This window comes from Pusillimonas sp., from assembly GCF_035515275.1.
In the GTDB taxonomy this organism is placed as follows: Bacteria; Pseudomonadota; Gammaproteobacteria; order Burkholderiales; family Burkholderiaceae_B; genus Pusillimonas.
The window spans coordinates 1-8297 of the sequence record NZ_DATJBQ010000105.1 but is presented as its reverse complement, the minus strand read 5'-3'; the positions used below and the strand labels follow the sequence as shown (position 1 = coordinate 8297).

Here is an 8297-nt window from a genome sequence, read left to right as displayed (position 1 = left end):
GTGTCGAGCACGCGCAGTGCAGCGGGCACCCCCGCCGGCGCGAACTCGCCCGGTAAAAGCGCCGTCGAGCTCAGCCCCGCCGCCCGTCAATTGGCCAGCCTTCAAAATGGCGACAACGACGTCAACCTCGAGCGTGTACAGCAAATCCGCGACGCCATCGCCGCCGGCCAGCTCAAGGTCGACACCGGCCGCATCGCCGACTCGCTTTTGGCCAGTGCCCGCGACCTGCTCAGGTAATACCTGCCCATATTTTTTAAGCCATGACCGCCTCTTCCTACACCCTGCAACAATCCCTGCAAACCGAGCTTGATCTAGTGCAACGGTTTATGGGTATCTTGCAAAACGAGGCCAGCGCCCTTGCGCAGCCCGATCATGGCGAAGCACTAGAAACCTGCACGCGACAAAAAAACGAATGTATCGAGCAATTGATACAAGCCGGGCAGGCACGGGAAAGCTCGCTGCGCGAGCTGGGCTACAGCACTGACCGCGCAGGGCTCGAAGCCGCATCGGCCGACCACCAGCTAGATGAAACCTGCGCCACGCTGCTTGAGCTCGGCCGCCAAGCCGGCGAGCTCAACGCCAGCAACGGTGTCATTATCGACACCTACCTCAAGCACACCCAGCAGGCTTTTCAGACCATGCGGCAACTAATCGGTGGCTCCGACCTGTACGACGCCAGCGGAAAGCCCGACGCGTTAAAAGGTCGTCGCACCAAAATTACGGCCGGTTAACCACCGCTGCGCCCTCACCGTCCAATAACCCTTTCATAGCAAACAAGCGCGACAGAGCCTCGGCCTGGGACGCCGTCGTGCGCAGACCCGAGGGCCCGGAAAGCGCAGACAAAGCCGCCAACAGAGTTTTACCCGAATGCAGCGTCCGCCAGGCAGCCAACGACATCTGCACCGAGGCGGCCACACGCTCGCGCAAAGAAGCCTGAGACCCTGATTCTTCGAGCAGCGACCATAAGCCAGGCAGATACCGAGCCGCTGCCCTGGCTTCGGCCTGAACCACCAGCCAGCGGGCCAAGACCTGCAGTCCCGCCTGCTCGGGCAATAGATTGGTCAAGCCGTGCAGCGCCTTCAGGGTCTTTCCGTCGCGCCGGTCGATCAAGCGTACCGACAATTGACGCAAGGGCAATGGCGAAGCGCCACGTAAGGTCAACTGCACCGGCCCTTCGGCCGCCCACAGGGCCACGTCCCTAAGGGGCACCCCTTGCAGCAACGACAGGTCCAGCCCCGACAAGGCAGAATCCAGACAGCGAAAATCGAGCGTCTTAGCATTGGCCGCCACCGTGGTGGCGCAGGACTGAACCTCGATGCGGGTCGTACCCGGGCAATTCGCCAGCCAGCGCGCCGACTGTTTGCACAGCTCGCGCAGCATGCCCTGGCCCGGAAAGTTGAACACATGGACAATCGACGACGTACCGGGCGATTGATTCAGGAATTCGATCTGACGCCTGAGCCAGTCGGATGCCGCCAACGACTGCGGGCCGGACGAACCATCCGAGGCCTGCCACCCAGAACCCACCGACCATTGCTGCCAGGGAGTGGTCAGCGCCCGGCCGTTACCCCCCACAAGCACCGACGAATGGAATCGTTGCGGGGCCTTGGCACCCATCAGCCCGACCGCGTCATGCAATGCCAGTAAATGCTCTTGACCCAACGAGGCCAGCTCGCTGCGCGCTGCGGCGAGCGGCTGCCATGATTCGGTTTGCGGCGAATCGGCAACGACCCGTCGCCACTGCCGATACGCGCCTGAATACACTTCCAACGCATCCAGCTCGACGCATGCGGCCCGCAGAATGCTCGCGTCCAGAGCCGAGCTACGTGTACCGGCCAGAGCAAGCAGGCCGGGCAGCATCGAGCCACCGCCACCCGTCTCGGCTGATCGCCGCGCAGCCGGCTCGGTCGGGGGTGCGTCCATAATTGCGGCAAGGTCGGCTGCTGTAGCGGAAAATAGGGCCGAAGCCGGCTGCGCCGGAACCAGGGCCTGATCCACCCATGCCTGAGCGTCCATGCGCATCAGGTCCTGGGGTACCTTCTGGCCCGTAGAGGCATAATGAATCGGCAACTGATAACGGATGGCAATGTCCAGGGCGGGCCCGATTCGAGGGCTTTCGTCCAGCTTGGTAATAATACAGCCGACGGGACGACTTCCGCCGTCTTGCGTATAAGCGCGTGCGACTTCGTCCAGGGTGTCGCCCTGGCTCGCCGAGTTCAATACCAGCAGCCGCTGCACCGGCCGGGGCAGGCCCGCGAGCATGGCCGCTTGCTCCCCCACATGTCGGTCGCGCTGGCTGACGCCCACATTGTCAATCAGGATGCGGGCGTCGGGACCGGCTGCCGCCACAATGCGAGCCAACTCGACCCGATCCTGAGCCACGTGCACCGGCACGCCCATCTTGCTGCCATAAATTCTTAGTTGCTCGTGAGCGCCGATACGATAAGTGTCGGTGGTGACCAGCACCAGGTTCGACACGCGAAAATGCCGCACGCAACGCGCCGCCAGCTTGGCAATGGTGGTGGTCTTGCCTACACCGGTCGGCCCTACCAGGGCCACCACGGCGCCGGGGGCCCACAGGGCGTCTTCATCAGTCATGACTGGCAGATTGGCGGCCAGCTCGTCACGGCACCACTGCAAGGCGGCCCGCGGGGATGCCGTTTCGGGCAGGCGCTTGAGCATGGCGCGCAGCAAAGCGGTGCTAAAGCCCAAGGCCAGCAGCTTCTGGAACAGCGAAACAGCCTGAGGCGCCTTACGTAATTGTGCGCCCCACATCAGCTCATCGAAACCGTTTTCAAGCAAGCCGCGCATTGAGCCTAATGCCTGCATCAGGTCGGCCGGGCTGACCGGCGGCGGGGCCGGTGGCCGCGGCGGCGGCGCTGCGACCGTGGCTGCGGCGGGCGCCGGCGCAGCGCCAGCCACAGCAGCCGGCGGAACGCTGGTCTGGTCGGTGGCCAAAATTTCGACACCGCCATTGACGCGGCGGTTGGAAACGATCAGAGCATCGGGCCCCAGCGCCATTCTTACCTGACGCATGGCCTCCCGGTTGGTGGATCCAAAAAAACGACTTACATTCATGATGCGCTACCGCCAATGACCGACGTGATGCGCAACATGCGCTCGTCGGGAATTTCAAGGCTGGACAATACGCCCAACTGGGGAAGATGGTGACGCAGGAAGCGAGACAACGAAGCACGCAAGACGCCCGGTACAACCAGCACCGCAGCATCGCCGCCTTCTTCCTGAGCTTGCACGGCCGCCACTGCATCCTTCAACAGGCTTTCGGCCAGGCCGGGTTCAAGCGCACCACTGGTCGCCAGAGCCTGGCCCAGCACCCGCTCAAGCTTGGCATCCAGCCCGATGACACGCAGCTCGCCTTCGCCTGGGAACCAATGCTGGGTTATGGCACGCCCCAGCGCCACCCGGGTAACGGCCAGCAGCTCGGCAGAATCGGGGCCCGTACCGTTGGGATTGGCTGCGGCCAGACGAGGAGCATGTTCGGCCAAGGTTTCGATAATGGTGCGCATGTCGCGAATGGGTACGTCTTCGCGCAGCAGGCCGCGCAACAGCTTCTGCAATTGCGAAAGCGAAATGGTTTTCGGCACCAGGTCTTCGACCAGCTTGGGCGCCTCTTTGCCCACATGGTCGAGCAGTTGCTGAACCTCTTGCCGGCCCAGCAGGCTGTCGCCGTGGCGATGCATGAGATGGTTCAAATGAGTGGCCACCACCGTACCAGCATCCACCACGGTGTAACCCGCGATCTGAGCCTGTTCGCGCAGCGAGACGTCGATCCATACCGCCGGCAGGCCGAAAGCCGGGTCGGTGGTTGGGGTGCCCGGCAGCTTTATGGCGACCTCACCCGGGTCAATGGCCATCCACTGATCGGGCATGGCCTGACCGCGACCGACCTCGACCCCCGAAAGCAATATGCGGTATTCGTTTGGCTTGAGCTCGAGGTTGTCACGAATATGCACGACCGGAGGCAAAAAGCCCACATCTTGCGCATACTTTTTACGCAGGCTACGTATCCGATGCAGCAGTTCGCCGCTTTGCGCATGGTCCACCAATGAAATCAAACGGTAACCCACTTCGAGCCCCAGCGGGTCGACCAGCGACACGTCTTCCCAACTGGCCTCGGCGGCAGCCGCCTCGGCCGCGGCCTGGTTCTTGAGCGGTTCCTGGTCGGTTTCGGCCTGCTCCGCCTTTTTGCGCTTCAGCATGCTCCAGCCTATGGCCGCCAGCACAGCCGCCAGCGTCAGGAAAGCAAAATGCGGCATATTGGGGATCAAACCCATCGCTGTCAGAATGGCGGCCGTGATGAACATCACCATCGGATTGGCGAACAACTGGCTGACCATCTGCTGGCCGACGTCTTCGTCGGTGGCGACGCGCGACACCACCACGCCGGCAGCGGTAGAAATGATCAGGGCTGGAATCTGGCCCACCAGGCCGTCGCCGATGGTAAGCAAGGTGTAGATGCGCCCGGCATCGGAAAAACTCAGTCCGTGCTGGGCCACGCCCACGATCAGGCCGCCGACAATACTGATGACCATGATCAGCAAGGCGGCGACGGCATCGCCGCGCACGAACTTGCTTGCGCCGTCCATCGAGCCGTAGAACTCGGCCTCTTGTGAGACTTCGGTACGGCGTCGGCGTGCCTCGTCTTCGCCGATCAGGCCGGCGTTCAGGTCGGCGTCAATCGCCATTTGCTTGCCGGGCATGGCGTCCAGCGTAAAGCGGGCGCCCACCTCGGCAATACGGCCCGCACCCTTGGTAATGACGACGAAGTTGATGATGACCAGGATGACGAAGACAATGACACCCACGGCAAAGTTGCCGCCCACCAGGAAATGGCCAAAAGCTTCAATGACCTGACCTGCCGCGTCGGGCCCCTTGTGGCCGTTCAGGAGCACGACACGGGTCGACGCCACGTTAAGCGCCAGCCGCAGCAAGGTCGCAAACAGCAAGACCGCCGGAAACGCGGCAAAATCCAGGGGCTTTTTGGTGAACATGGCCACCAGCAAGACCATGACGGCCAGCGAAATATTGAACGTGAACAGCAGGTCGAGTATGACCGGCGGCAACGGAAGGATCATCATGGCCATGACCATGAGGATCAATACCGGGCCGGCCAGCAGCTTTGCGTGCTGCAATCCGTCGGCCTTGAATATGGAAAGTAACTGATTCATTTACTACGGCTCCCGGCCGTCCTTGTTGGCCGGATCCATGTCCGTCGGAACCGGCAGGTCGTCGGGGCGGATCGGCGCTACACCCTGGCCAGGCTGCCAGGTGCGCAATTGATAGACCCAGGCCAGAACCTGGGCCACCGCGCCATACAGCGCAGCGGGTATTTCTTGACCAAGCTCGACATGGTGATGCAAGGCTCGCGCCAGGGGCGGAGCACTGAGCATCGGCACTTTGTGCTGCTCGGCAACTTCTCGAATGCGGGCGGCGATAAGCCCCGAGCCCTTGGCCACCACACGCGGTGCGCCCTGCTCTTGCTCGCTGTAGATCAAAGCCACGGCGTAATGCGTGGGGTTGGTCACGACCACGTCCGCGTTGGGAATCTCCGACATCATACGACGGCGTGCCATGGCTCGCTGCTGCTGCCGGATGCGCCCCTTAACATGCGGATCCCCGTCGCTCTCTTTGTGTTCCTGTTTAACGTCCTGACGCGACATGCGCATTTTCTTGTGGTGACTAAATAGCTGCCAGGGCGCGTCAATGCCCACCACAAGAAGCAAGGCCGCGACGATGAGGGCGCAGCACAAAGCCACCAGCCGCATGCCCGCAATCAATCCTTCGGTGGGCGTGGCATGCATGAGCGAGATCATTTCTTCGCGGTAGCTCCAGATCACCGTAGCGCCGATGCCCCCGATCACGGCTGCCTTGGCCAGGGTCTTGACCAGTTCGACCAGGGTCTGTGCCGAAAACATGCGGGCGACGCCCTTGAGCGGGTTCAATCGCTCGAACTTGGGCTCCAGCGCCTTGGAAGAAAAAACCAGCCCTCCCAGCGCCACCGACGAAAAAATGGCGATGACCACCAAGGCACCGAACAACGGCAGCAGGCTGGCCAGAGCCTGGAAGGCCGATTCGGCGGCAGAGGCTGTCATGACACTGGGTTCGCGAGCAATACGGGGGTCAAACCAGAGCCCCGATCGCATCACGCCGTTAAGCGCTCGATACAAATAGGCGCCCGTAAACCACAGCATCGCCACACCACAGGCCAACAACATGAATGTGTTGAGCTCGCGCGAACGCGCCACCTGCCCTTCTTCACGCGCCTTATCCAGGCGCCGGGGGGTGGCGGCTTCTGTTTTTTCGAGGTCGCTGTCCTCTGCCATTTAGCTCATGCGCGCAAATTACCCATAATCACCGTAGATTCTAGTGATTCGGCGGGCATGGCTATCGCCGAAGCAAGACGGTTAAAGCCGTCTAATTCGATCAACCCGGCCGCAAAGCGTTTTTTTTCCCGAACTGGTCGTCAAAACTGTTGTAATCGACCCCCAGCCGTACTGCGCCCCATCGCCGCCCCGCAATATCGAGCGGCAGGGAAAGATCGGTGATGATGTCGCCGGTATCGCGCATATGCGTCTGGCACAACACCCCTCTTGAATTTTTTACCGCGGCCAGACTGAAATCGTCATTGAAAATACGTTTGTGACGCACGTGGGCGTTGTCATGAACGGGGTCGCCGGTGGGCGTTTTGCAATAGCGCGAGTTATGACTGGGGCAATAGCCGTTTTCGTCCAGAAGTACGGCGTAATAGCCTGCCGGCACCTGATCAAGAATACGATCCAGCACGGGTTGCAGCACGGACTCAAGCGCTGAATCGTACACAGTGTGATATCGAAGCGGGTTGCTGCCCGGAATGGGCCGGTACCGCCGATCGAAAATATCGAGGCCTTGCTGCTGAGCCTGCTGCAACAGTTGTACGCACAAGGTTCTTAATTGCTGCACCATCTGGGCCAGCCAGTCGAACGAAGTGTCGCCGATGCGCAGCGCCGAAAACTGTTTTTGCAGGCTTTCAGTCTTGTTGCGCACCCCCTGTACCTGATCCGACATGGTAACCATGCGATTCTGAACCTGAGCGCTAAGTTCGGCAATGCGGGTAATGGCGGCATTCATGTCGCGGTTGGTGGCATTGACCTGGGCAACGGTCTGCGCCATGCCGGTCATGCGTGCGTCCATCAGCTCGAAGTCGGCCACAAACTGATCGAAATCTTTTCGGAAGCCGGACACCACTTGCTCGGAGCCCGACATATCGGCGTGAATTTCGTCGGTACGGCCGCGTGTGTCGGACACCAGTTCAAGAATTTCGCCCGCCTGCACGACAATATCGCCGGTGGCTGCGTTGACGCGCTCGGCCAGCTTGCCCACTTCGGTGGCCACCACGGCAAAACCCTTTCCGGCCTCGCCGGCCCGGGCGGCCTCGACGCCGGCATTGAGCGCCAGCAAGTGGGTTTGAAGCGCAATGTCTTTGATGAGCCGGCTGGTGTCGCCGACCGACTGGGCTCGCTGATTAAGTTGCGCGACCACACCCGAAAAAACGTCCATCTGGGACGCCACCCGGCTGACCCGCTCGTGAAGCTCATTGAGCTGACGGAGGGCCTGGGTGGCCACAGCCAGTTGAGTATTGCAGGCTCGGGCAGTCTCGGCCACGCTTTCGGCCGTTTCGCGCGACAGGGTTTCGATTTGTTCGCCGCTGACTGCCAGCGCCTGTGTGCCGGCGCTTTGCTCTGCGACCAGCTTGCGGCACGCCTGCGCTTGGCTATGCAGCCGGGCGGTGTTAAGCGCAATGTCGATAGAGGCCTCGCGCATCGAGATCAGGCCCTGGCGCACGGCGCTTAAGAGCTTGCCCAACGGCCGGGCCACAGGGCTTAGCGACCACGCCCGATCTGCGAAAGTGGCCTTGCCACGAGCAATATGGTTCACCAGTCGGTAGATGCCGATAGTGCGTTTTTTGCTTTTGTGCTTCATGAAGCTGCCCCCCCTATCAGTTGTTTGCTGACCCGGCGATGCCTGCCCGAGCGTATGTTCCGGCTGCTTAACGAAGCCGCCAACAAGCCCTATGAACCGTGAACTGTTATTGTGTGGACGCCACCACCTTGAATTCGCTGACGAGGTCGGCCAACGCATTGGCCTGGCGCAGCATATTTTGTGAAGTGCCGGCCACGGCATCGACCTGAGACTCGTTCTGCGAATTCAGTTGATCGAGCTGAGCAATTGCCGCGCTGACCTGCGAAACACCCACACTTTGTTCTCGGCTTGCGTTGGCGATGTCGGTCATGAGTTGG

Annotated in this window: 6 protein-coding genes and 1 pseudogene; 2 read left to right on the top strand and 5 right to left on the bottom strand. The window is 61.4% G+C overall.

The annotated features are described in order from the left end of the window. Complete coding sequence (gene flgM, locus VL003_RS07955; protein WP_325441305.1) at positions 1-237, top strand: flagellar biosynthesis anti-sigma factor FlgM; 237 nt, start codon at positions 1-3, stop codon at positions 235-237. A gap of 23 nt (positions 238-260) precedes the next feature. After that, the gene (locus VL003_RS07950; protein ID WP_325441304.1) at positions 261-731 is read left to right on the top strand and encodes a flagella synthesis protein FlgN; all 471 of its coding nucleotides are present in this window, start codon (positions 261-263) and stop codon (positions 729-731) included. Here the strand turns inward: VL003_RS07950 and flhF are convergent. The 5 genes and pseudogenes from flhF to VL003_RS07925 form a co-directional block, all read right to left on the bottom strand. Further along, positions 718-3078: a flagellar biosynthesis GTPase FlhF gene (gene flhF / locus VL003_RS07945; RefSeq protein WP_325441302.1), complete on the bottom strand. Its 2361-nt coding sequence runs from the start codon at positions 3076-3078 to the stop codon at positions 718-720. The genes VL003_RS07950 and flhF overlap by 14 nt on opposite strands. Continuing rightward, positions 3075-5189: a flagellar biosynthesis protein FlhA gene (gene flhA, locus VL003_RS07940; protein ID WP_325441300.1), complete on the bottom strand. Its 2115-nt coding sequence runs from the start codon at positions 5187-5189 to the stop codon at positions 3075-3077. The genes flhF and flhA overlap by 4 nt, the downstream gene beginning before the upstream one ends. Positions 5190-5192: 3 nt before the next feature. Next, entirely contained in the window at positions 5193-6344 is a 1152-nt protein-coding gene (flhB, locus tag VL003_RS07935; protein ID WP_325441298.1) for a flagellar biosynthesis protein FlhB, read from the bottom strand. A gap of 100 nt (positions 6345-6444) precedes the next feature. Then, on the bottom strand, positions 6445-7980 hold the full coding sequence (locus VL003_RS07930) for a methyl-accepting chemotaxis protein (protein ID WP_325441296.1): 1536 nt from the start codon (positions 7978-7980) through the stop codon (positions 6445-6447). 106 nt (positions 7981-8086) lie between these two features. Beyond that, positions 8087-8297 (bottom strand): annotated as a pseudogene (locus tag VL003_RS07925) (methyl-accepting chemotaxis protein); the annotation flags it as partial.

Coding starts and splice junctions, on each gene's coding strand:
- flhF (WP_325441302.1), bottom strand. CDS start 3,078: ATGAATGTAAGTCGTTTTTTTGGATCCACCAACCGGGAGGCCATGCGT.
- VL003_RS07930 (WP_325441296.1), bottom strand. CDS start 7,980: ATGAAGCACAAAAGCAAAAAACGCACTATCGGCATCTACCGACTGGTG.
- VL003_RS07950 (WP_325441304.1), top strand. CDS start 261: ATGACCGCCTCTTCCTACACCCTGCAACAATCCCTGCAAACCGAGCTT.
- flhB (WP_325441298.1), bottom strand. CDS start 6,344: ATGGCAGAGGACAGCGACCTCGAAAAAACAGAAGCCGCCACCCCCCGG.
- flhA (WP_325441300.1), bottom strand. CDS start 5,189: ATGAATCAGTTACTTTCCATATTCAAGGCCGACGGATTGCAGCACGCA.